The organism is Paraburkholderia ginsengisoli NBRC 100965, from assembly GCF_000739735.1.
GTDB lineage: Bacteria > Pseudomonadota > Gammaproteobacteria > Burkholderiales > Burkholderiaceae > Paraburkholderia > Paraburkholderia ginsengisoli.
Genome location: NZ_BBJF01000005.1, coordinates 281954 through 302452 on the forward strand (window position 1 = coordinate 281954; position 20499 = coordinate 302452).

Annotated in this window: 23 protein-coding genes; 15 read left to right on the forward strand and 8 right to left on the reverse strand. The window is 64.4% G+C overall.

The genetic code is table 11. The annotated features are described in order from the left end of the window. Positions 1 to 351 precede the first annotated feature (351 nt). The 5 genes from BGI01S_RS10525 (at position 352) to BGI01S_RS10550 (ending at position 5021) form a co-directional block, all read left to right on the forward strand. On the forward strand, positions 352 to 957 hold the full coding sequence (locus BGI01S_RS10525) for a hypothetical protein (RefSeq protein WP_042325035.1): 606 nt from the start codon (positions 352 to 354) through the stop codon (positions 955 to 957). 148 nt (positions 958 to 1105) lie between these two features. Next, a complete protein-coding gene (locus BGI01S_RS10530; RefSeq protein WP_042325037.1) occupies positions 1106 to 1339 on the forward strand; it encodes a DUF2964 family protein in 234 nt (77 codons plus the stop codon). 539 nt (positions 1340 to 1878) lie between these two features. Continuing rightward, positions 1879 to 2631: an SDR family NAD(P)-dependent oxidoreductase gene (locus tag BGI01S_RS10535; RefSeq protein ID WP_042325039.1), complete on the forward strand. Its 753-nt coding sequence runs from the start codon at positions 1879 to 1881 to the stop codon at positions 2629 to 2631. 368 nt (positions 2632 to 2999) lie between these two features. Further along, entirely contained in the window at positions 3000 to 4178 is a 1179-nt protein-coding gene (gene rhmD, locus BGI01S_RS10545) for an L-rhamnonate dehydratase (RefSeq protein WP_042325042.1), read from the forward strand. Between the two features lie 60 nt (positions 4179 to 4238). Next, on the forward strand, positions 4239 to 5021 hold the full coding sequence (locus tag BGI01S_RS10550) for an SDR family NAD(P)-dependent oxidoreductase (RefSeq protein WP_042325044.1): 783 nt from the start codon (positions 4239 to 4241) through the stop codon (positions 5019 to 5021). A gap of 15 nt (positions 5022 to 5036) precedes the next feature. On the opposite strand, the gene BGI01S_RS10555 is transcribed toward BGI01S_RS10550, so the two are convergent. Beyond that, positions 5037 to 6059 carry a LysR family transcriptional regulator gene (locus tag BGI01S_RS10555; protein ID WP_042325046.1) on the reverse strand — a complete coding sequence of 341 codons (1023 nt, stop codon included), beginning with the start codon at positions 6057 to 6059 and terminating at the stop codon, positions 5037 to 5039. A 131-nt stretch (positions 6060 to 6190) separates the two neighbouring features. Here BGI01S_RS10555 and rhaM point away from each other — a divergent pair, with 131 nt between their 5' ends. The 6 genes from rhaM to rhaS all read left to right on the forward strand — a co-directional run bounded on the left by rhaM (position 6191) and on the right by rhaS (position 12242). Continuing rightward, positions 6191 to 6514, forward strand: coding sequence for an L-rhamnose mutarotase (rhaM, locus tag BGI01S_RS10560; protein ID WP_042325048.1), 324 nt, complete (start codon positions 6191 to 6193; stop codon positions 6512 to 6514). Positions 6515 to 6577: 63 nt separating this feature from the next. Further along, positions 6578 to 7471, forward strand: coding sequence for an amidohydrolase family protein (locus tag BGI01S_RS10565; protein WP_042325050.1), 894 nt, complete (start codon positions 6578 to 6580; stop codon positions 7469 to 7471). Positions 7472 to 7544: 73 nt separating this feature from the next. Further along, complete coding sequence (locus BGI01S_RS10570) at positions 7545 to 9074, forward strand: sugar ABC transporter ATP-binding protein (protein ID WP_042325052.1); 1530 nt, start codon at positions 7545 to 7547, stop codon at positions 9072 to 9074. Beyond that, a complete protein-coding gene (locus BGI01S_RS10575; RefSeq protein ID WP_042325054.1) occupies positions 9071 to 10129 on the forward strand; it encodes an ABC transporter permease in 1059 nt (352 codons plus the stop codon). Before BGI01S_RS10570 ends, BGI01S_RS10575 begins: the two co-directional genes overlap by 4 nt. Further along, positions 10122 to 11144, forward strand: a complete 1023-nt coding sequence (locus BGI01S_RS10580) for an ABC transporter permease (RefSeq protein ID WP_042325056.1) — start codon at positions 10122 to 10124, stop codon at positions 11142 to 11144. The genes BGI01S_RS10575 and BGI01S_RS10580 overlap by 8 nt, the downstream gene beginning before the upstream one ends. Before the next feature lie 87 nt (positions 11145 to 11231). Further along, positions 11232 to 12242: a rhamnose ABC transporter substrate-binding protein gene (rhaS, locus tag BGI01S_RS10585; protein WP_042325058.1), complete on the forward strand. Its 1011-nt coding sequence runs from the start codon at positions 11232 to 11234 to the stop codon at positions 12240 to 12242. 121 nt (positions 12243 to 12363) lie between these two features. Here the strand turns inward: rhaS and BGI01S_RS10590 are convergent, their stop codons facing one another. The 3 genes from BGI01S_RS10590 to BGI01S_RS10600 form a co-directional block, all read right to left on the reverse strand. Next, positions 12364 to 13536 carry a CmpA/NrtA family ABC transporter substrate-binding protein gene (locus tag BGI01S_RS10590; RefSeq protein ID WP_042325060.1) on the reverse strand — a complete coding sequence of 391 codons (1173 nt, stop codon included), beginning with the start codon at positions 13534 to 13536 and terminating at the stop codon, positions 12364 to 12366. A gap of 10 nt (positions 13537 to 13546) precedes the next feature. Continuing rightward, complete coding sequence (locus tag BGI01S_RS10595; RefSeq protein ID WP_042325062.1) at positions 13547 to 14122, reverse strand: ANTAR domain-containing response regulator; 576 nt, start codon at positions 14120 to 14122, stop codon at positions 13547 to 13549. A 198-nt stretch (positions 14123 to 14320) separates the two neighbouring features. After that, positions 14321 to 15601: a cyanate transporter gene (locus tag BGI01S_RS10600; RefSeq protein WP_042325063.1), complete on the reverse strand. Its 1281-nt coding sequence runs from the start codon at positions 15599 to 15601 to the stop codon at positions 14321 to 14323. 370 nt (positions 15602 to 15971) lie between these two features. On the opposite strand from BGI01S_RS10600, the gene BGI01S_RS10605 reads away from it, so the two are divergent. Then, entirely contained in the window at positions 15972 to 16736 is a 765-nt protein-coding gene (locus BGI01S_RS10605) for a GntR family transcriptional regulator (protein ID WP_232624409.1), read from the forward strand. 364 nt (positions 16737 to 17100) lie between these two features. On the opposite strand, the gene infA is transcribed toward BGI01S_RS10605, so the two are convergent. From infA to BGI01S_RS10620, 3 genes are all read right to left on the reverse strand, one after another. Beyond that, on the reverse strand, positions 17101 to 17373 hold the full coding sequence (gene infA / locus BGI01S_RS10610) for a translation initiation factor IF-1 (protein ID WP_042325066.1): 273 nt from the start codon (positions 17371 to 17373) through the stop codon (positions 17101 to 17103). Between the two features lie 141 nt (positions 17374 to 17514). Continuing rightward, positions 17515 to 17796, reverse strand: a complete 282-nt coding sequence (locus tag BGI01S_RS10615) for a hypothetical protein (protein WP_042325068.1) — start codon at positions 17794 to 17796, stop codon at positions 17515 to 17517. A 555-nt stretch (positions 17797 to 18351) separates the two neighbouring features. Beyond that, positions 18352 to 18570 (reverse strand): hypothetical protein, encoded by a 219-nt coding sequence (locus BGI01S_RS10620; RefSeq protein ID WP_042325070.1) that lies wholly within the window; start codon positions 18568 to 18570, stop codon positions 18352 to 18354. A gap of 260 nt (positions 18571 to 18830) precedes the next feature. Here BGI01S_RS10620 and BGI01S_RS10625 point away from each other — a divergent pair, with 260 nt between their 5' ends. The 3 genes from BGI01S_RS10625 to BGI01S_RS10635 all read left to right on the forward strand — a co-directional run bounded on the left by BGI01S_RS10625 (position 18831) and on the right by BGI01S_RS10635 (position 19989). Next, positions 18831 to 19475 (forward strand): helix-turn-helix transcriptional regulator, encoded by a 645-nt coding sequence (locus BGI01S_RS10625; protein WP_042325073.1) that lies wholly within the window; start codon positions 18831 to 18833, stop codon positions 19473 to 19475. A gap of 40 nt (positions 19476 to 19515) precedes the next feature. After that, on the forward strand, positions 19516 to 19707 hold the full coding sequence (locus BGI01S_RS10630; protein WP_042325075.1) for a DUF1653 domain-containing protein: 192 nt from the start codon (positions 19516 to 19518) through the stop codon (positions 19705 to 19707). Between the two features lie 87 nt (positions 19708 to 19794). Continuing rightward, positions 19795 to 19989: a YqaE/Pmp3 family membrane protein gene (locus BGI01S_RS10635; protein WP_042325076.1), complete on the forward strand. Its 195-nt coding sequence runs from the start codon at positions 19795 to 19797 to the stop codon at positions 19987 to 19989. Positions 19990 to 20075: 86 nt separating this feature from the next. Here BGI01S_RS10635 and BGI01S_RS10640 read toward each other — a convergent pair whose 3' ends face one another. Beyond that, complete coding sequence (locus BGI01S_RS10640) at positions 20076 to 20387, reverse strand: 2Fe-2S iron-sulfur cluster-binding protein (RefSeq protein WP_042325077.1); 312 nt, start codon at positions 20385 to 20387, stop codon at positions 20076 to 20078. Between the last annotated feature and the right edge of the window lie 112 nt (positions 20388 to 20499).

The window sequence follows — 20499 nt, forward strand, 5'->3', positions numbered from 1 at the left end:
CGTTGTACCGTGCGTTCCCTTCGCATGTGACCGGCGTTCACCCGGCGTGTGTCGTCTGACAGATCCTCTGTCCAGCAAGCCATTCCACCTTACTGCGAAGCCGGTGCGCCACGCCCCGGTACGCGAACACCTTCCTCGTCTTTCCGATTCATGCCAGAGGCGCAATGCCGCGCTGCCACATCGAAGCGGCCGCGGATCATGGCGGCGCGGCGGACGCGCGTGTACGATCATGCTGCGCGTCCTGCCGACGACATGGGCACGCGCGTAGCGGTCGCCTAATATACCTAGGCGACCGATGAGGCGGCTGGTGGGATTGACTTGTACCAACAACGCAATCAAAAGGAGCATTCCATGGCTTGCAATACCTCAAGGTCGAGTTTGAATCGCGTAAAGGCTATTCCGGCGGTGCTGGCGCTGCTGCTCGCCACGGCTTACCCGGCCGTCGCTCAGCAACCGGCGTCGGGGCCGCAAGCGGTCGGGGCGGCGGCGCTGGTGCAGGTTCAGGCGCGTGTCGTCGCAATCGATCCGGCTTCGAACAGCGTCTCGTTGCGCGGTCCGAGCGGCAACGTCGAGGTCATCGATGTGAATCCCCAACTGGCCGATGTGAAGAAGCTGCACATTGGCGACATCGTGAACATTGCATACCAGAAGGCCGTGGTTATCGGCGTCGACAAGCTCGCAACGAGCGGCATCCGTCAGCGCGTCGATACGCAACTCGCGCAGCCCGCGGCAAACGGCGTCGTGACGTCGGCGCGTCGTGTCGAGGTCGTGGCGACCGTGCAGAGGATCGACCGCAAACGTCACACGGTCACGCTGCGCGGCCCGACGCGCACAGAAACGCTCGACGTCGCGCCTGACGTTTCGTTGAAGAACCTCAAAGTGGGGGATTCTGTGCGGGCCGTGTTTGTCGCCGCCGTCGCGGCCTCCGTGTCGCGCAATGGCGCCGAGCTCAAATGACGGCAGCCCCGCGGGGGTGAAGCGCATCATCGCGTACGGCGTCACGCGGCAGCGCGATTCCAGTTCGAATTGCGCTGCGTCCGAAGTTTGACGCCGCCCGGCAACGATCGTCGACGCAGGGATCGCGTCGCGTGCGAAGGAGCATGCAATGGAACAGAAACCAGTGGAGCCCACCGACGCAGCGGCACGCAGAAAACTGATTCGTAGCAAGGTGCATGTCGGGCTCGCCGCGGTCGGTACCTTGTCGGCGGTCGCCGGAATCGGCGTGGTGATCAATGGCGGCCTTTACTTCAACAGGACGAAGGTACTGGTCGGCGTCGGCATTATCATTGTTTCGACGGTGCTGTATGTTTCGATGCTCTTTATCTCGGCGGACGAATAGGCTCGGTATTCGGCATCGAGCACTCCGGATGTTGTTGGGACCGGAAACGTCGTTCGATCGTTACGGACGTGTTCGGGTAGGGGCGGCGGCTCTTTGCCCGAACAATGTTCAATCATTGGCAAGACAGAAATGGACCTGTGGATTCAACCTTGCACACCCTGCGCCAATCTCTACGGGGAATCGGCCGCTACGCCTCCACACCAAGACCTCACGCTTAGCGGTGCCGGCGCGGTAGTGGATGCACAAGTCGAAGAGCACTACACGTGCGTACGATGCCGCGCTGTATTTGCGCGAATACTTGCGGGACCGTCGACGCGTCAGATCTGGATGCTGTTGAACGCCGGGCAGCATTGATTTGCGGGCGGCGAAGTTCACATCCGGTCCTTCCCGCCACGCCGATCCACTTTTGTTATCACCCCCTCCAATACTCGAATTGTTAGCGCATCGCCCCGCCCGTATATTGGCTGCACGTCAGCACAGACAGCAGCGCACAACAACATACAGGCACGCCTGCCCAGGCGGCCCACAGGAGCACAGCGATGAACAGAATCGATCTGGAGGGGCGCGTCGTCGCCATTACCGGCGGCGCGCGCGGTATCGGCTACGCGGTGGCGCAGCGCGCATTGAACTCGGGCGCGTCGGTCGCGTTGTGGGACATCGACAGCGAGCGCCTCGCGCGCAGCCAGCGCGAATTGAGCGAGCTGGGTAAAGTCACCGCGATCACGGTCGAACTGACCCAGGAAGCCGCGGTTGCCCAGGCGGTCACACAAACGGTCGCCGAGCACGGCGCGATCGACGTGCTGATCAATTGCGCGGGCATCACCGGCGGTAACGGCACGACGTGGGAACTGGAGCCTGACGTCTGGCGCCGCGTGATCGACGTGAATCTGATCGGCCCTTATCTGACCTGCCGCGCGGTGGTGCCGCAAATGCTCAAGCAGGGCTACGGGCGGATCGTCAATATCGCGTCAGTGGCGGGCAAGGAAGGCAACCCGAATGCCTCGCACTACAGCGCATCGAAGGCGGGGCTGATCGGTCTGACCAAGTCGCTCGGCAAAGAGCTGGCGACAAAAAACATTCTCGTCAACGCGGTCACGCCGGCCGCGGCGAAAACCGAAATCTTCGATTCGATGTCGCAACAGCACATCGACTACATGCTCTCGAAGATTCCGATGAACCGCTTCCTGCTGCCGGAAGAAGCGGCGTCCCTGATCTTGTGGCTGTCCTCGGAAGATTGCGCGTTCAGCACCGGCTCGGTGTTCGACCTGTCCGGCGGACGCGCCACTTACTGAGCGCGGGTGGCGGCAACGAAGCGCCGAACGAGCGCCATCTGAGCGCCCCCTGAGCGCCAACACCGCAGCCGCAGACACGACGAGACCGACACGCGGAGCCGCCTCGCGCGAGTTCCGCGAAGGAGACGACATGGACCCGTACGCGTCTGTTTCACGCGAGGTGAGCGACGGCAACGCAACGCGCCGCGCGCTTTTGCGGGCCGCGTCGGGCGATGCGCTCGCCCGGCGGCCCGGCCGGCAGGAGATTGCACCGCGCCGCCGCTCACCGCCGCGCGCGCCGCAACGCAGCTTTCCCAAACCTACTGCATCGCGCCTGCCAGGCGCACTGTCGACTGCACGTTCGACGCATCCCTAACGGAGCCCCTTTCATGGCCATGCCTACTATCCGGCACGTGCGTGCCTTCATCGTTCGCGGCGGCGGTGCGGATTATCACGATCAGCCCGGCGGACACTGGATCGACGATCACATCGCGACCCCGATGGCGCGTTATCCCGAGTATCGCCAGAGCCGCCAGTCGTTCGGTATCAACGTGCTCGGCACGCTGGTGGTGGAAATCGAGGCGAGCGACGGCACGGTCGGCTTCGCGGTGACGACCGGCGGCGAGATCGGCGCGTTCATCGTCGAGAAACATCTCGCGCGTTTTCTCGAAGGACAGCTCGTCACCGACATCGAGAAGATGTGGGATCAGATGTACTTCTCGACGCTGTACTACGGTCGTAAAGGCGTGGTGCTGAATACGATCTCGGGGGTCGACCTCGCGCTGTGGGACCTGCTCGCGAAAGTGCGCAAGGAACCGGTGTACCAGCTATTGGGCGGCCCTGTGCGCGACGAGCTGGTGTTTTACGCGACCGGCGCGCGGCCCGATCTCGCGAAGGAGATGGGCTTCATCGGCGGCAAGCTGCCTTTGCAGCATGGTCCCGCCGAAGGCGAAGCGGGTCTGAAGCAGAACCTGGAAAAGCTCGCGGACATGCGCAGCCGCGTCGGCGACGACTTCTGGCTGATGTACGACTGCTGGATGAGCCTCGACGTGCGCTACGCGACGCGGCTCGCACAAGGGGCGCACGAATACGGGCTGAAATGGATCGAAGAGTGTCTGCCGCCCGACGACTACTGGGGTTACGCCGAACTGCGCCGCAACGTGCCACGCGGCATGATGGTGTCCACCGGCGAACACGAGGCGACGCGCTGGGGCTTCCGCATGCTGCTGGAAATGGAGTGTTGCGATCTGATCCAGCCGGACGTCGGCTGGTGCGGCGGCATCACCGAACTCATCAAGATTTCCGCGCTGGCCGATGCGCACAACGTGATGGTGGTGCCGCATGGGTCGTCGGTGTACAGCTATCACTTTGTCGTCACGCGGCACAACTCGCCGTTCGCCGAGTTCCTGATGATGGCGCCGAAGGCCGACGAAGTCGTGCCGATGTTCACGCCGCTTCTGCTCGACGAACCGGTGCCGGTGAATGGCCGGATGAAGGTGCCGGACACGCCGGGCTTCGGCGTGAGATTGAATCCCGAATGTGCTTTGGTGCGGCCTTATCCGCGTTGAACGCGCGCGGGCTTCACGTCGATGCGCGCGGTATCGATGACCCCAACACAGGAGAATGACGTGCTGCTCAAGGACAAGGTCGTGATCGTCACCGGCGGTTCGCGTGGCATCGGCCGCGCGATCGCGGTCGCGTGTGCCACCGAAGGCGCGGACGTGGCGATCAATTACTGGGGCGATAACGACGCATCCTATGGACGCCGCTCCGCCGTCGCGGAAGTGGTCGAAGAAATCGAAGCGCTGGGGCGGCGTGTGATTGCGGTGGAGGGCGACGTCGCCGCGCGCGAGACGGGTCAGGAACTCGTGCGTCACACCGTCGAAGCGTTCGGCAAGGTCGACGTGCTCGCGAGCAATGCCGGCATCTGTCCGTTCCACGCGTTTCTCGACATGCCGGCGCAAGTGCTGGAATCCACAGTGGCGGTCAATCTGAACGGCGCGTTCTACGTCACGCAAGCCGCCGCGCAACAGATGAAGCAGCAGGGCACCGGCGGCGCGATCGTCGCGACGAGTTCGATCAGCGCGTTAGTGGGAGGTGGCATGCAGACGCATTACACGCCGACCAAAGCGGGCGTGCATTCGCTGATGCAGTCGTGCGCGGTGGCGTTGGGGCCGTACGGCATTCGCTGCAATTCGGTGATGCCGGGCACCATCGCAACCGATCTGAATGCGGAAGACCTCGCCGACGAAGCGAAGAAAGCCTACTTCGAAAAGCGCATTCCGCTCGGCCGTCTGGGCCGCCCGGAAGACGTCGCCGATTGCGTGGTGTTCCTCGCGTCGGAGCGCGCGGGGTATGTGACGGGGGCCGCGTTGCTGGTCGACGGCGGTCTGTTCGTCAACTTGCAATAGCGCGCGATGCCGCTTTCAATTCACCGGTACCGACACTGGCGCGATCGGCGTGTCCGGCGTGTCCGGCGCGGACAACGTGGCGAGGTCGTCGCCGTCGTGGGCGAGCTTGCGCGAGAAACCGCGCAACAGGTCGATGAAACGCAACGCCGGTTCGGCGAGCGCTTCTTCCTTGCGGGTGAGAATGCCGAAGCCCGCGAGACTCTTGCCGATTTCGAGCGGCAACGCGACCAGCAGCTTGCCGCGCAAATGATCGCGTACGACCGACTCGGGCAGCATCGCAACCGCATCGTAATTCTCCAGCAGTTGCAGCGTCGCGAAGATCGACGCGCATTCGGTCAGGTTGACCGGCGTGGCGAGTCCCGCGCGCGCGAGTTCTTCCTCGAACAGCACACGCGCCGGACTGGTCACGGGTTGCGCGACCCACGGCCAGTCCACCAGTTCGGGCAGCGTGATGCGTGTGCGTTGCGCGAGCGGATGCACCGAACGCACGACCAGCAGCAGCGTTTCGCGCGCGAGCGGCTCGAAACTGAAGTCGTTGTGTTGCAGCGGACTGGTCAGGCGGCCCAGCGCGAGATCCACTTCGCGGCGATGCAGCAACTGGACGACCTGGTCGCTGGTTTCGCCGAGAATGCGCACATTGAGCAACGGGCTTTCGGTCTTCAGCGCGGCCACCGACATCGCCAGCAGATCGGGTGCGGCGCCCATGATCGCGCCGACGGTCAATTGCCCGTGGCCGCCCCGGCGTTTGACGTCGAGGTCTTCGGCGAAGCGGGTCAGTTCGGCCAGCGCGCGCCTCGCGTAAGCGAGCGTGACGACGCCAAGCGGCGTGGGTGTCATGCCGCGCGCGTTGCGTTCGAACAGCAGGAAGCCGAACGCTTCTTCGATGTCGCCGAGCATGCGGCTCGCGCTCGGCTGCGCAACGTTGACGGCCTCGGCGGCCTGATGGAGATTGCGCGCGTCGTCGAGCGCGACGAGCAATGCGAGGTGTTTGAACTTGAGCCGGTTGACGAGTGCGACGGCAGCTGAATATTGGCTCATGGTCCGGGGTGCGATTCGGTTTGTGGATCGCCCAATCCCAACTACGGATTGAGTTGCTATCGACGCAGGAATTATAGTCGCATCAGACGCTTCTCCGGAAAGCGCCCCGATACGACGGGAGACAGGCCGCAATGGAAACAATCGCTTTCCGCATGGTGCTCAACCCCGGCATGCGCGAGGAGTACGAACGACGTCACTCGCAGATCTGGCCCGAGCTGGTTGACGCGTTGCACAACGCCGGGGTGCGCGACTACCGGATTTTCTTCGACCCGGAGTCGAACCATCTTTTCGCCATGCTGACGCGGACCTCCAGTCACACGATGGACGCCCTCCCGCAACTCGACGTGATGCGCAAATGGTGGGACTACATGGCCGACATCATGCAGACCGCGCCGGATCACACGCCGCTTCAGCAGTCGCTCGAACCGGTCTTTCATTTGAATTCGCTGAGCTGACAGTTCACCGCGTTACCACGTTGCCTGAATTCTGAGTGGCCTTCACTGGACGGAGAGTGCTGCATGCAGGTTGTCGATTCGCATATCCATCTGTGGGATCTGAAGACGCATCGCTATCCGTGGCTGGAAAACCCCGGCGTGTCGTTCGTCGGCGACGCGCGCGATCTGAAGCACGACTACCTGCTCGATGATCTGCTGGGCGAAGCGGGCGATATCGATGTACTGAAGCTGGTGCACGTCGAAGCGAATCACGATCCCGCCGATCCCGTCGAAGAAACGCGCTGGCTGCAATCCATTGCGGATCGCGCGGACTCGCGCGGCATGCCGAATGCGATCGTCGCCGCGGTCGATCTGTCCGCGCCGAATGCGCCCGCCTTGCTCGAAGCGCACGCGTCGTTCGCCAATACGCGTGGCATCCGGCAGATCCTGAATGTGCATGAGAACAAACTGTTCGATTACGTCGGCCGTCATTTCATGCGCGAACCGCAATGGCGTGAACACGTCACGCTGCTGCGCCGCCATGACCTGTCGTTCGATCTGCAACTGTACCCGTCGCAGATGGAAGAGGCCGCTGCGCTCGCGCGCGCTCACGCAGACACGCTTTTCATCGTCAACCATGCGGGCATGTTCGTGGACCGCAGCAGCGTCGCCGGGTATCGCGCATGGCGCGACGGCATGCGTTTGCTTGCGGGGTGCCGCAATATCGTCGTAAAGATCAGCGGACTCGCGATGTTCGATCATCGCTGGACCGTCGAAAGCCTGCGGCCTTACGTGCTCGAAACGATCGACACGTTCGGCGTGGAGCGCGCGATGTTCGCGTCGAACTTTCCGGTCGACCGGCTGTTCGGCTCGTATGCGGACTTGTGGCATGCGTATGCGGCGATTGTCGACGGCGCGAGCGTCGCGGAAAAGGAAGCGCTGTTTCGCCGGAATGCCGAGCGGTGCTACCGCATCTGACGTCGCATCAGACGCCTCACGGACGCCACCCGCACGCACCCCGAACGCGAATAAAGAAAGAAGGAGACAGGCAGTGCAGCAACCCACATCCGCTGTGCCGAGGCTCGAACTACGGCATGCGAGTAAATCATTCGGCCGCGTGCGAGCACTCTCCGACGGCGACCTCGCGCTGTGGCCTGGCGAAGTACATGCGCTGCTCGGCGAGAACGGCGCGGGCAAGTCGACGGTCGTGAAGATTCTCGCGGGCGTGCATCAGCCGGACGCCGGCGAACTGCTGGTGGACGGCGCAGCGCGCCGCTTCGCGACGCCCGCCGAAGCGCGCGACGCGGGACTCGCGGTGATCTATCAGGAACCGACGCTGTTCTTCGATCTGTCGATTGCGGAAAACATCTTCATGGGACGGCAGCCGGTCGACCGGATTGGCCGCATTCAATACGACGCGATGCGTCGCGAAGTGGACGGCCTGCTCGCGTCGCTCGGCGTCGATCTGCGCGCGGATCAACTGGTGCGCGGTTTGTCGATTGCCGATCAGCAGGTGATCGAGATTGCCAAGGCGTTGTCGCTGAACGCCAACGTGCTGATCATGGACGAGCCCACCGCCGCGCTGTCGCTGCCCGAGGTGGAGCGGCTCTTCGCAATCGTGCGCAAGCTGCGCGAGCGCGACGTCGCGATCCTGTTCATCACACACCGGCTCGACGAAGTATTCGCGCTGACACAACGCGTGACGATCATGCGCGACGGCGCGAAAGTGTTCGACGGACTGACCGCCGATCTCACCACCGAGTCGATCGTCGCGAAGATGGTCGGCCGCGATCTGGAGACGTTCTATCCGAAGGCCGACTGCATGCCCGGCGAGACTCGCCTGTCGGTGAGGGGCCTCACGCGCATCGGTGTGTTCAAGGACATTTCGTTTGACGTGCGCGCGGGCGAGATCGTCGCGCTGGCCGGCCTCGTCGGCGCGGGCCGCAGCGAAGTCGCGCGAGCGATCTTCGGCATCGACCCGCTCGACGCCGGTGAAGTCTGGATTGGCGGTGAACGTCTCACTACGGGCCGGCCCGCCGCGGCAGTGCGCGCCGGTCTCGCGCTGGTGCCGGAGGACCGTCGCCAGCAGGGGCTCGCGCTGGAACTGAGCATCGCGCGCAATGCGTCGATGACGGTGCTCGGAAGACTCGTCAAACACGGTCTGATCTCGACGCGCAGCGAGACGGACCTCGCCAACCGGTGGGGCACGCGTTTGCGTCTGAAAGCGGGCGATCCCAACGCGCCGGTCGGCACGCTCTCGGGCGGCAACCAGCAGAAGGTCGTGCTCGGCAAGTGGCTCGCCACCGGCCCGAAGGTGCTGATCATCGACGAACCTACGCGCGGCATCGACGTCGGCGCGAAAGCCGAGGTGTATAGCGCGCTCGCCGAACTGGTGCGCGACGGCATGGCCGTACTGATGATTTCGAGCGAGCTGCCCGAAGTGCTCGGCATGGCCGATCGCGTGCTGGTGATGCACGAAGGGCGTATCAGCGCGGATATAGCGCGCGCCGATGCCGACGAGGAGCGCATCATGGGCGCCGCGCTCGGACAATCGCTTCCACCGTTGGGAGCCGCCGCATGATGCGCCATTCGTCGACTCATCCCGCGCCGGTGCAGCCGCCGCTACCGAAACGCACTGCCAGCTCGCCCGGCGGCTTCGTCGCGACTCTCGCGAAGAGCCGCGAGACCACGCTGTTCGTCGTGCTGATCCTGCTGATCGCGGGCACGGGGCTCGCCAGGCCGCAGTTCCTGAATCTGCAGAATCTGCGCGACGTGCTGCTGAACGTGTCGATCATCAGCTTGCTGACGGCCGGCATGACGGTGGTGATTCTGATGCGGCATATCGATCTGTCGGTCGGCTCGACGGTCGGCATCAGCGCGTACGCGGTCGGCAGTCTGTACGTCGCGTTTCCCCATATGCCGGTGCTGGTCGCGCTGGCGGCGGGGCTCGCGATCGGGCTCGTCGCGGGCGGCATCAACGCGCTGCTGGTGGCAGTAGGTCGCGTGCCCTCGCTGGTCGCGACGCTCTCCACGCTGTACATCTTTCGCGGCGCGGATTACGCATGGGTGCACGGCGGCCAGATCAACGCGACGAGTCTGCCCGACGCGTATTCGCATCTCGCCACGGGCACGCTGCTCGGTATCCCGAACCTCGCGCTGATCGCGCTCGTCGTGCTGGTCGGCCTCGCCGTGTACCTGAAGCAGTTTCGCGGCGGCCGCGAGCACTACGCGATCGGCTCGAATCCGGAAGCCGCGCGTCTCGCTGGCGTGAATGTCGAGCGCCGCGTGATGTCGGGCTTTCTGTTGTCCGGTGCGATTGCCGGTTTCGCGGGCGCGTTGTGGCTGGCCCGTTTCGGCACCGTCGACGCGAGCACCGCGAAGGGCATCGAATTGCAGGTGGTCGCGGCGGCGGTGGTCGGCAGCGTCGCGATCACGGGGGGCGTCGGCACGATACTCGGCGCGACGCTTGGCGCGCTCGTGCTCGGTGTGATCAGCATCGCGCTGGTCGTGCTGCACGTGTCGCCGTTCTGGGAGCAGGCGATCGAAGGCGCGTTGATCGTCGCCGCGATCACCGCCGATACGTTGCTGGCCCGCTCCGTCGCCAAACGCATGATGAGGAAACGCGATCATGGCTAAACCCGATTCCGCGCTGCTCACGCGCAAACGCGAAACGCCGTTGCAATGGGAAGTGTTGCTGGTGGTTGTGCTGATACTGTCGCTCGGTCTGGGACGCTGGCTGTCGCCGGTGTTTCTCACGGGTGCGAATCTGAGCAACGTCCTGGCCGACCTGACTGAGATCGCGTTGATGGCGCTGCCGATGACGCTCATCATCGTGGCCGCCGAAATCGATCTGTCGGTCGCGTCGGTGTTGGGCGCGTCGAGCGCGTTGATGGGCGTGCTGTGGCACATGGGCTTGCCGATGCCGGTCGTGATCGGACTCGTGCTGATAGCCGGCGCATTGGCCGGCCTGCTGAACGGGCTCGTGATCGTCAAGCTCAATCTCCCTTCGCTCGCGGTGACCATCGGTACGCTCGCGCTGTTTCGCGGTCTTGCGTACGTGCTGCTCGGCGACCAGGCGGTGGCCGATTTCCCGCCGGCCTACACGGCGTTCGGCATGGACACGTTGGGCGCGAGCTTCATTCCGCTGCCATTCGTGATCGTGATCGTCGGCGCGGTGCTGTTCACCGTGCTGCTGCAATCCACCGCGTTCGGCCGCAGCCTCTATGCGATCGGCGCGAATCCGACCGCCGCCGCGTTCTCCGGCATCGAAGTCGCGAAGATCCGGTTGCGTCTGTTCGTACTGTCCGGCGTGGTGAGCGCGCTGGCGGGTGTCGTCTACACGCTGCGCTTTACCAGCGCACGCGGCGACAACGGCGAAGGCTTCGAGCTGTCGGTGATCGCGGCGGTGCTGTTCGGCGGCGTGAGCATCTTCGGCGGACGCGGTTCGATGATCGGCGTGCTGCTGTCGCTGCTGATCATCGGCGTGCTGAAAAATGCGTTGACGCTCGACGACGTGTCCAGCGAAACGCTGACCGTCGTCACTGGCGTGCTGCTGCTGGCGTCGGTGCTGATCCCGAACCTGGTCGCCCGCTGGCGTGCCGCGCGCGACCGGCGCTTCATCGCGAAGTCGGCGGCTCCTTCATCTTCATAACGTTGTCCTAAGCGGTCTGCAAAGAGAAAGTCCAACAACCGATAACCCGGACACCACCACGTCCAACAACAAGGCAGGAGACACTTCATGTTCAAACCTCTTCTACGTCATTCCGGCACGGCCGCGCTCTGCGCCACGCTGCTCGCGCTCAGTTGCGCGGCGTCCGCGGCGGACCTGAAAAGCGGCCTGAAAATCGCGTTTGTGCCGAAGCAGATCAACAACCCGTACGAAGTGATCGCCGACGACGGCGGCATGGCCGCGATCAAGGAGTTCAACGGCGTGGGCAAGGTGGTGGGGCCGTCGGATGCGGGCGCGTCGTCGCAGGTGCAGTACATCAACACGCTGATCACGCAGCGCCAGGACGCGATCGTGATAGCCGCCAACGACGCGAACGCCGTTGTGCCGTATCTGAAGAAAGCGATGGGGCAAGGCATCAAGGTCGTGACTTTTGACTCGGATACGGCGCCCGAGGGTCGTCAACTGTTCGTGAACCAGGCGAACGCGGAAGGCATCGGCCGTGGCCAGGTGCAACTGGTGGCGAAGCTGATGGGCGGCGAGGGCGAGTTCGCGGTGCTGTCGGCCACGCCGAACGCGACCAATCAGAACACGTGGATCAAATGGATGCAGGAGGAGTTGAAGAAGCCGGAGTACTCGAAAATCAAGCTCGTGAAGATCGCCTACGGTAACGACGACGATCAGAAGTCGTTCGTCGAAACGCAGGGCCTGTTGCAGGCGTATCCGAATCTGAAGGCGATCGTCGCGCCGACCACGGTCGGTATCGCAGCGGCCGCGCGTTATATCTCGACGTCGTCGAGCAAGGGCAAGGTGGCGGTCACCGGGCTCGGCACGCCGAATCAGATGCGCGCGTTCGTGAAGAACGGCACCGTGACCGCGTTCCAGTTGTGGGACCCGAACCAGCTCGGCTACCTCGCGGCTTACGCGGCGGCGGCGCTGTCCTCGGGCAAGATCAGCGGCAAGGAAGGCGAGTCGTTCGACGCCGGCAAGCTCGGCAAGCGCACGATCGGCAAGCAAGGCGAAATCATTCTTGGACCGCCGACCACGTTCGACGCGAGCAATATCGACAACTTCAATTTCTGAGTTGTCGGCCTTCGCAAAGAGGCCGCTCTTGCGGTTAGCGCGGCGATGAGGCATCGAACGAATTGATGCGTGACGATGCGCGTCCGGCGAAGGCCGCCGGCGCGCTTTTTCTTTTGCGTCCTTAGCGCCGGATCGAAAAGCGCCGCGCGTAGCCCGCCGATGCCGCGCCGCGGCCCCACACCTCGCCGTCGATCAACACTCGCGTCAAGTTTTCGCCAGGCACGGCCACGTTCATGCGCGTGGCCGCTTCGCGATACAGCTGCGTCTGGTTGATGCGCGCCGCGATCTGCGCGTAGTCCGCGCGCGCGTCGATCATCCCCCAGCGCTCGAACTGCGTGAGGAACCACTCGCCTTCGAAGGGATGCGGGTAGTTGACCGCGCCGTCGTCGAAGAAGCGCAGCGGCGGGCTTGTCGGCGTGACGGTGCCGCTGTTGGTATCTGTGTTTGCGCCGAGGCGCGCCGCAATCAGCGTTTCATCGATGCCGATGTAATCAGGCCGCGCGAGCCAGCGCGCGATCTCCTCGCGATGCCCCGCGCCGTCCAGCCAGCGGCATGCTTCGAGCATCGTCTGCACGAGCGCGCGGCTCGTGTTCGGATGCGCGTCGACGAAATCGCGCCGACATGCGAGTACCTTCTCGGGATGATCGGGCCATACGTCGCCCGTGTACGCCACCGTCCTGCCGACGCGTTGCGCTTCGGCCAGCGCATTCCACGGTTCGCCGACACACAGGCCGTCGAGCTTGTCGTCGGCGAGCGCGGCGACCATTTGCGGCGGCGGAATCGCGACGCTCTCGATGTCGCGCAACGGATCGACGCCTTGCGACGCGAGCCAGTAATACAGCCACATTGCATGCGTGCCGGTCGGGAAGGTCTGCGCAAACACCGGCTTGCGGCCGAGCGTCGCCAATGCTTTGCGCAAAGTGCGGTGTTCGGCGAGCGCGTCGGCGAGACGGTTCGACAGCGTGATGGCCTGGCCATTGCGGTTGAGCACCATCAGCACCGCCATTTCCGTGCGCGGCGCGCCGACGCCGAGTTGCACGCCGTAGACGAGCCCGTAGAGCGCGTGCGCCGCGTCGAGATCGCCCGACAGCAGCTTGTCGCGCACGGCGGCCCATGACGGTTGACGGCATAGCTCGAGCGTCAGGCCGTGCGCGTGGCCGAATTCGAGCAGCTTCGCGGCGACGAGCGGCGCGGCGTCGGACAGCGCGACGAAGCCGAGCCGCAGATGCGTCTTTTCGAGCCGCGCCAGCGGAGACGAAGCGGACGACGCGGCGATGGGAGCGGGAGTATTCATGAGCGGCGCTTCATTTGTGCGAGTCGGCCGACGCGACCACCGCGCGCGCGACTTCGGCGAGTTTGACGCCCTGGTTCATGGCGCGTTTGCGCAGGCAGGCGTAGGCAGCGGGTTCGCTGATCTTCTGCTGATCCATCAGCAGGCGCTTGGCGCGATCGATCAGCTTGCGTTCGGCGAGTTCGTTCTCGACTTGCGCGAGGCGTTCGCGCAACTGCGATTCCTGCGCGAAGCGCGCGAGCGCGACTTCGAGAATCGGCGCGAGCCGTTCGGTCGCGAGGCCTTCGACGAGGTAGGCCGTGACGCCCGCGCTGACTGCGTCGCGAATCAACTGCTGGTTGGCGTCGTGGCTGAACATCAGCACCGGGCGAGGCGCGGTCGCATTCATCACCGCGAGCTGTTCGAGCGTGTCGCGCGACGGCGATTCGGTGTCGATGATGATGACGTCGGGCCGTTCGTTCTGCACCGCGCGATGCAGCGCTTGCGGCGTGGCCGTGCCGGCCAGCATCTGGCAGCCGAGGCGGGCGAGGGCATCGCGCAGATCGCCGATGGGTTTGTCGGTATCGGTGACGAGAAGAACACGCAGCATGGGGTAGGGGTTATCGACGGCTGAACCCTGTCAAGCACCATCCATGCCACGCGTTGCGGTGTGCCGCGTCGGCGTTGTGACGGTAACGCAATCATGGACTTGGCGGCGCAGCCGGCCGGGACCGGCGCGCGCCGCTGCACCCGCGCGGGGCACGCGCTGTCGGTGCACCGAAGCGGCGCACGCCCGCCGCTCGTCGCGTCAGCGCCAGTGCCCGTAGCTGCGCGGCGAAAACAGCAGCGTCACCGCCATCATCGCAGCGACGCACACGGCCAGCATGATCCACGCGGCGCCGAAGCCACCACTCCAGCCGTGCACGAGACCGGCTACGACCGGCGCGATCGCCGCGACGATAAAGCCGACGCCTTGAGTGAACGCGACCAGCCGGCCGGCGACGCGATGATCGGCGGCGTGATCCATCGCGGTCACGAGCGACAGCGAAAAAGTCCCGCCGAGACCGGCGCCCGCCACGCCGATCCAGAGCAGCGGCGCGCTGTCGGGCCACACGATCAAACCCAGTAGTCCGAACCATTGCGCCGACAGACCCAGCATCAGCCACGGGCGGCGATCGTGAAACGAGGCGGCGGCGAGCGGCAGCAGCAAGGCCGCGGCGGCCTGGAAGACCGTCATTCCCGCGAGCAGCGAACCGCTTGCCGCGACGCTCACGCCGCGTTGCTGGTAGAAAGCCGGCAACCATGCGACGAGGCTCGTGTAGCCACCGTTGACGATGCCGAAGTACAGGCCGAGCGTCCAGGCGCGGCGGTTGGTCCAGAGCTTGAGCGGCGCTGCGCGCATGGGCGATGACGCGGGTGCGGCCTGCTGCGCGGTGGTGTGGGATTCAGTGCGCAATGGGCCGTGCGAAGCGCGGCGATTCATGACCCACCAGCCGACCAGCGCAATGCAGGCCGGCACTGCCCACACAGCGAGAGCCGCGTGCCACGACTGCGTCGCGCGGCTCACCCACGGGCTCAGACTCGCGCCCAGTCCGCCGCCGCCCATGATCGATGCGGAGAACACGCCCATTGCCAACGGCACGCGCGCGTGAAAGCGCTGCTTCATGACGGCGGGCAGTAGCGCCTGGATCGCGGCGACGCCCGCGCCGGCGAGTATCGCCGTCGCGAGCAGGGCGGCGCCGCTCGATGCGAGCCACCTTGCTGCGCAAGCCAAGGCGATCGCCAGCAAGCCGAGCGCGACGCCGCGTGTTTCGCCGACGCCGCGCGTCAGCGCGCCCGCGCCGAATGCGCCGAGCCCCATCGCGACGACCGGCAGGCTGGTCAGCAACGATGCGCCGTAGAAGCTGAGGCCGGTGGCGTCGCGGATGGTCGTCATCAACGGGCTGATCGACGTGAGCAACGGGCGCAGGTTGATGCCGATCACGACGATCGCGCCGAGCCAGGCGATGTCGTGCGGCGTTAGCGGTGTAGCCGCGCAGGCGCGGTCGGCGGAACGATGGGCGGGGCTGGCGCTGGAGTGAGAATTCACGTTGGACCTGGAGGCGGGGGATAAAACGCCGCGCTTGAACGACGCGCGTCAGGAGCGGCGGCGCGGCCCTCACGGGACGGCATGGGCTGGTGATTGGGCTCGATGAGCGTCGCCATGCGTAGTTCGCGGAGCAGGAGCGAACGCTTCGATACCGTTTTGGTCAACCATACTAACATGATATGGTTAACCATTTTCGTGATGCCCGGTATAGCACACGTCATAGGCGGAGATCGTGCATGACGTTCCTGCATGCCGTCTGGCCGCGTCGCGTCGACTCACCTCGCCGCGCAATTGTTTTTCCGCCGACGTCCGCCGCTGGCCACGGCTAGAATGCCGGTCGAGATTGCTCCGTTCCCCGGTTACTGAATCCATGGCTACACGTTCCCGCCGGTCCTCATCGGCCGACACCGCCACGAACACGCCCGCGCTCACGAACGACGCCGCCGCCGCAACCGCCGACGATTCGCCCAGCGTCGAAGAGCGCATTTACGCGTCGATTACGACGGCATTGCTGCAAGGGCGGCTGCGGCCGGGCGCGCAGCTGGTCGAGCGCGACCTCGCGGCCGCGTTCGGTTGCACGCGCGGCGCGCTGCGTAAGGTGCTGGCGCGACTCGGCTTCGAAGGCAAGCTGGTGCTCGCGGCGAATCGCGGTGCGTTTGTGCCGTCGCCGTCGGAGGAGGACATTCGCCAGGTGTATCGCGCGCGGCAGATCGTCGAGGCGGGGATCGTCGCGGCGCTATGCGGGGCATTGAGCGCCGCGCACAAGCGCCGCTTGCGCGCGCATGTGCGCAGCGAGGAGAAGGCACTGCGCAGTGGCGCCATCGAGGAATCCGTGCGCCTCGCCGGCCAGTTTCACGTGCTGTTGACGGAGCTGGCGGGTGGCACCGAGTTGCTCGGCCTCGTCGGGCAACTGGTCGCAAAGACCGAGTTGTACAAGGCGCTATTCGATCCGTCGAAGGGGTCGGCCTGTTCCGCCGACGAGCACGCGCACATCATCGACGCGCTCGATGCAGGCGATCTGCCGGCGGCGCTGGCAGCCATGCGAGAGCATCTGTCGGAACTGGAGGAGCGGGTGGTCGGGCAGGTGCGCAAAAGCGCCGCCGGAGAGGATCTCGGAGCGGTCTTCGGGCGGTAGAAAAGAAACGGGATGGCGCGCAACGAGGCGCAGCATCCGGTGACTAAGCGGGACACATAGCCGCTTGCGACGAATCCGCGGGGCATTTGACCGCCTGCGTAGCGCAGCGGTTTGTGCAATGTGAACGACTCGCGAGCGAGCCACCCCGACGGGCGCACCCCCGCACAAACGTACGGAGAGGGCACGAAAAAACGTACAAAATTCCTGCGATGCCGCAGCGCGCCGCTCAGGCTCGAGTCAATCAATCAATCGGCGAGTCGAGCCGGAGAAGGCGCGCGAAAGGCTTCGCGTACAACTCAATCAATCGCAGCCGATCACGCGACGACCGTGCGCAGCGCGGTCAGCAGCGTGCCGTCAGTCAGCCTTAACGGCGACGGAATTGCGTATTGCGGGCGCCGCCGCCACCGCTGGCGCGCTCGTCCTTGTGACGGAAATTGATCCGGCCTTTGGTCAGATCGTAGACCGACAGTTCCAGCGTCACGCGGTCGCCCGCGAGAATACGGATGTGGTTCTTGCGCATGCGTCCGGACGCGTAAGCGCCAACCACGACGCCGTTGTCGAGCGTCACGCGGTAACGGCTGTCCGGAAGTACTTCGTCGACGATACCGTCAAGTTCAAGCAGTTCTTCTTTCGCCATGCATAACTCCTGGTCGATGGGATAACGGGTTGCCGGCCGCCGGCGAAGCCGGGCGGCACGGCATTGAATACGTTGACAGCGGTTTTTCAGGCCCGCTGCGTTTGCGGCATCAGCCTATGTGCTGATAGTACCGCTCAAAGATCAAAGATCGGCAACAGACTGGCCATCTACACGGCCGTCGATCAGTTGCTCGGCGTGAGCCATGCACGCGATGCGCGCCTTGCCCGTGCCGTCAAACGGAAACAGGTACTGCAGACGGAACACCCGGCCGTCGGCCGCCGCGTTCGCGCCCACGCGGCAGATGCGCACCGAGGCGTCGTAGCCCGCGTCGGGATTGCGGCTCGTCTGACCGTCCGCCGGGCGGCGCGGATAGACGAGCGGGTGAATTTCGTAACCCTTGTACGTCTTGACAACTGAATTCATGAAGCATGTGTCCTGTATTACGTGGTCGACGTGTCACGCGTGTTACGCGCGGCAAGACAGACCGGCGGTGCTGCACCCAGGGGCGCACCGCCATGGAAAAAGTTGGCACAGGCCCGATGGCGAGGGCTTGAGCGCGGCCGCGCAAAATCGCGGATTCGATGGAGAAGAAACACGCTGAAGTCGCGCAGACATCGGGCGCGTAAAGCTGAACCGCTCAGCTGTACAACTCGCGACGGCGAATGCATGCGGCGCATTGCCGGAGTGACGGGATCGCCGACGGGCGGCGGTCGAACAGTCGGGGGTGGTGCGGAGATGCCGGTTTGAGACTGCCTGCTGTTGCCTGGTGCTACTAATCCGGATACAGCTATTCCAACATGATGCACTAAATGGGGCTAATTGGATAGCAAAAACTTCCGCGCAGCGGCAAATCGCCCGCCTGACGGGGCTTTGGGCGCAATTCGGCAGGCCGCGCGCGGCGCAGCGCGCATGAGCGACGCGCCGGGTACATAGCGCGGCGTGCCAGGGAAGCGGCGAATTAGTGGACCGAACGACGCTTTAGCGGGACGTTTCGGCGACGCGCTTCTGCAATTCGCGCGACGCCGCCAGCGGAATGCGCGCGTCGTCCCAGCCGGCCAGCCATTCGACTTCCTTTGACGTAAAGATCTGTCCGTGATTGCGCAGCGCGTATTGCAGCGAGTCGATGATGTGATTGCGGATGATTTCCGGCGTGCCTTTGTCATCGAGTACCGCGCGAAACGCTTCGAGCGTGGCCATCTGTGTCTCCGTGAGGGGGATGGTGGTTTTATCGCACGAAAAAAATCGCGGCGCCACGCGGACAAAAATCGTCTTGGGGTAGGGAAAGCGGGCGTGGCGGGTTTGATCCGCGTGGCCGATGGCCGACGGCAGGTGGCTGCGGTCACTGCGGTCACTGTGGGGTCACCGTGGTCGCGGCCGCGGAGCGGGGTGGCTACAATGGCGACTCGCGGCGGCCCCCGCGCAACCCGCGCCGCCTCCTCCGAACACTGCGATTTCCCATGCGCAACACAAACGTGTCTCCCGTGAAAGACCTGCTGCTGAAGCGTTACGCTCCGATCGCCGACGGCATCGCGGCGCTCCTCTATCCATGTGCCGAAGTGGTGATTCACGACCTGCGCGATCAGACCATCGCGTACCTCGTGAACAATCTGTCGAAGCTCGAAGTCGGCGGCCCGTCGGTGCTCGACGAGGTCCATTACGCGGCGCGCGGGCAGACCATCGGACCGTACGAAAAGCTCAACTGGGACGGCCGGCGCATGCGCTGCGTGAGCAACATCCTGTTCGACGACGACGGCAAGCCCGCCGGCATGCTGTGCGTCAACTTCAATATCGCGGTGTTCGAGGACGTGCGCTCGACGCTCGATCTGTTCATCAGGGGCGGCAATCTGTCGGACGCGCCCGCGGAGGACCTGTTCCGCGACGACTGGCAGGACCGCATCAACACGTACCTGCACACGTGGCTGCGCGAGCGGCAGATCGGCATCAATGCGCTTACGCGCGAACACAAACGGGAAATCGTCGAGGCGCTGCATGCGCAGGGCGCGTTTCGCGGCCGTAGTTCGGCGAACTACGTGGCCGCGGTGCTGACGATGGGCCGCGCGACGGTCTACAAGATTCTGAAGCAGATGAAAGAGGGCGGCTGACGCCTTCAGCACTGCGCGTTCAAACACGAGGAGGAGGGCAATGGTGCGTTACCGGCACTACAAAGGCGGTATATACGAACTGATTTGCGAGGCGACGCTGGAGTCCGATCCGACGGTCACGATGATCGTCTACAAGGCGGCCAATGGTACGATCTGGACGCGTCCCGCATCGGTGTTTTTCGAACTGATCGAGCACGACGGCATGAAGGTGCAGCGCTTCGCACCGATCTGACAGTCGCGGGCGTTCAGCCCATTTCACATCCACTCATTGCGGCTTGCGCGAACGCGCGCAGCCATGCGTTATCAACGGGAAATCTGAATGCGTTTATTGCTTGCCATCCTTCTGCCGTGGTTTCAGTTCTTCACGATCGGCCGTCCGTTTGCGGGCATCATTTGCCTGATTTTGCAGATCACGCTGATCGGCTGGATTCCGGCTGCGATCTGGTCGGTGTACGCATTGAGCCAGTACAACACCGACAAGAAAATCGCCCGCGCAATGGGCAACGGGCGTTAAGACTCGCTTGCGATCAACACGCGCGCCGCTTCAGATGAACGGCAATCCGCGCGTGCCGTAATTTGTGATGCCGTCTGCACGACGGTTCACCGCGACGCTGGCAATTCGATCGCGTCCGGCGCTTCGATCACGAGGTCGGTTTCCGCGATCGCCACGCACGGCAGGATATAGCCCTCCACTTTTTCTTCGCGGCTCAGGCCCGGCCATTCGATCGTGTAGCGCACTCGCCCCGCTGTCATTTTGCACAGGCACGTGCGGCATGTGCCGTTGCGGCACGAACGCGGCAGACGCAGATTCGCAAAGGCGGCGGCTTCGAGGAGAGTCAGCGAATCGGGCGCTTCGAAGCTCTGGCCGAGCGGCTCGATGCGAACGAGAGGCGGGCGGGTCGGATCGGACATCGTGTGACGTGGATGGCTGCGTGCGCGACACTTTACACGGGATGCGCGCGGCGGGATTGATCGCTTCGCGTTCGGGCGTGATGGTTGGGCGGATGCGCGGTTGAGTGATTGT

Bases quoted from the DNA above. Each gene is read 5' to 3' on its own strand.
- BGI01S_RS10525 (WP_042325035.1), top strand. From the start codon at position 352: ATGGCTTGCAATACCTCAAGGTCGAGTTTGAATCGCGTAAAGGCTATT.
- BGI01S_RS10530 (WP_042325037.1), top strand. From the start codon at position 1,106: ATGGAACAGAAACCAGTGGAGCCCACCGACGCAGCGGCACGCAGAAAA.
- BGI01S_RS10535 (WP_042325039.1), top strand. From the start codon at position 1,879: ATGAACAGAATCGATCTGGAGGGGCGCGTCGTCGCCATTACCGGCGGC.
- rhmD (WP_042325042.1), top strand. From the start codon at position 3,000: ATGGCCATGCCTACTATCCGGCACGTGCGTGCCTTCATCGTTCGCGGC.
- BGI01S_RS10555 (WP_042325046.1), bottom strand. From the start codon at position 6,059: ATGAGCCAATATTCAGCTGCCGTCGCACTCGTCAACCGGCTCAAGTTC.
- rhaM (WP_042325048.1), top strand. From the start codon at position 6,191: ATGGAAACAATCGCTTTCCGCATGGTGCTCAACCCCGGCATGCGCGAG.
- BGI01S_RS10565 (WP_042325050.1), top strand. From the start codon at position 6,578: ATGCAGGTTGTCGATTCGCATATCCATCTGTGGGATCTGAAGACGCAT.
- BGI01S_RS10575 (WP_042325054.1), top strand. From the start codon at position 9,071: ATGATGCGCCATTCGTCGACTCATCCCGCGCCGGTGCAGCCGCCGCTA.
- BGI01S_RS10580 (WP_042325056.1), top strand. From the start codon at position 10,122: ATGGCTAAACCCGATTCCGCGCTGCTCACGCGCAAACGCGAAACGCCG.
- rhaS (WP_042325058.1), top strand. From the start codon at position 11,232: ATGTTCAAACCTCTTCTACGTCATTCCGGCACGGCCGCGCTCTGCGCC.
- BGI01S_RS10590 (WP_042325060.1), bottom strand. From the start codon at position 13,536: ATGAATACTCCCGCTCCCATCGCCGCGTCGTCCGCTTCGTCTCCGCTG.
- BGI01S_RS10595 (WP_042325062.1), bottom strand. From the start codon at position 14,122: ATGCTGCGTGTTCTTCTCGTCACCGATACCGACAAACCCATCGGCGAT.
- BGI01S_RS10605 (WP_232624409.1), top strand. From the start codon at position 15,972: ATGGCTACACGTTCCCGCCGGTCCTCATCGGCCGACACCGCCACGAAC.
- infA (WP_042325066.1), bottom strand. From the start codon at position 17,373: ATGGCGAAAGAAGAACTGCTTGAACTTGACGGTATCGTCGACGAAGTA.
- BGI01S_RS10615 (WP_042325068.1), bottom strand. From the start codon at position 17,796: ATGAATTCAGTTGTCAAGACGTACAAGGGTTACGAAATTCACCCGCTC.
- BGI01S_RS10620 (WP_042325070.1), bottom strand. From the start codon at position 18,570: ATGGCCACGCTCGAAGCGTTTCGCGCGGTACTCGATGACAAAGGCACG.
- BGI01S_RS10625 (WP_042325073.1), top strand. From the start codon at position 18,831: ATGCGCAACACAAACGTGTCTCCCGTGAAAGACCTGCTGCTGAAGCGT.
- BGI01S_RS10630 (WP_042325075.1), top strand. From the start codon at position 19,516: ATGGTGCGTTACCGGCACTACAAAGGCGGTATATACGAACTGATTTGC.
- BGI01S_RS10635 (WP_042325076.1), top strand. From the start codon at position 19,795: ATGCGTTTATTGCTTGCCATCCTTCTGCCGTGGTTTCAGTTCTTCACG.
- BGI01S_RS10640 (WP_042325077.1), bottom strand. From the start codon at position 20,387: ATGTCCGATCCGACCCGCCCGCCTCTCGTTCGCATCGAGCCGCTCGGC.